Below are 912 nucleotides of genomic sequence, written 5' to 3'. Positions count from 1 at the left end.
GCCCGGCATGGTCGGAACATCGATCGTCTCAAACTCCCGGAGAGTGCAAACCGGTAGTGACCGCTTGAGCAACGACGAGATTGCGCGCCTGCGAAAGCTCGGGGTCGAGGTGGACAACATGTCGGATCAGGAGCTTCAAGATCTGGCTGCCGAACGTGCCCGCCAATTTGTGGAGAACGCGCCGACCTCGGCTGCACAGGCCGCAAAGATCATCCTCGATGGCGTCAAGGCAGGGAAATGGCGCATCCTGGTTGGCGAAGATGCCCAAGAGCTCGACGAACGCGTGCGGCGAGATCCGGAAAACGCCTACACGCCGGAGTTCTACAAGAGCTTTGCCGAAGAGGTCGGCTGGCGACTGGAGTGAGGCAGCAGGGCTCCTCAGCGCGCTGCAAGTAGGTATTCATATATGCTCAGATCAAGAAAGGGATGATGGCGCCGATTCAACAATAACCATCATGAGCTCCGATGCCGGAGCCGAGCCAATAAGCTCCAGCAGGGCTAGGGCGTTTAATTCAGGACGACTAGAGGTGGTTCTACGAGATGTTGGGATGATTGATACCATCTTTACTCCACCGGTGCTTAAGGTCTGAGTCTTTTGTAGTGGCGACGTGGAAAAGATCGATGCCGTTATCGTGGGTGCCGGTGTGGTCGGTGTGACTGCAGCCTTGGCTCTCCAACAGCGCGGGCTGAAGATCATGCTGCTGGACCAGCAAGCTGTCGCGCAGGGCTGCAGCTTTGGTAATGCAGGCGTGATCGCCCCGAGCGCATTTCCCCTCAGTGCCCAATATCGCATTGGCGACCTTCCAGCCGCGGTTTTGAAGGTGAATTCACCCGCCGCCCTTGATTGGGCCTCAGCCCCGCGGCTCTTGCCGTGGGGCTTCCAATACGGGAAGGCAACTCGACCGGACAAGG

Annotated in this window: 1 protein-coding gene and 1 pseudogene; both read left to right on the top strand. The window is 58.3% G+C overall.

Annotated elements, in window-relative coordinates; translation table 11 throughout:
• Window positions 1-364, top strand: a pseudogene (locus tag J6497_RS40690) (short-chain dehydrogenase); the annotation flags it as partial.
• 244 nt (window positions 365-608) lie between these two features.
• Window positions 609-912, top strand: a 304-nt coding sequence (locus tag J6497_RS40685; RefSeq protein ID WP_225709750.1) for an FAD-dependent oxidoreductase, incomplete at its 3' end; no start/stop codon positions are given.

It is taken from the genome of Bradyrhizobium cenepequi (assembly GCF_020329485.1).
In the GTDB taxonomy this organism is placed as follows: domain Bacteria; phylum Pseudomonadota; class Alphaproteobacteria; order Rhizobiales; family Xanthobacteraceae; genus Bradyrhizobium; species Bradyrhizobium cenepequi.
Note: the sequence above shows the minus strand (reverse complement) of the source record. Positions and strands in the feature narration are given on the sequence as shown.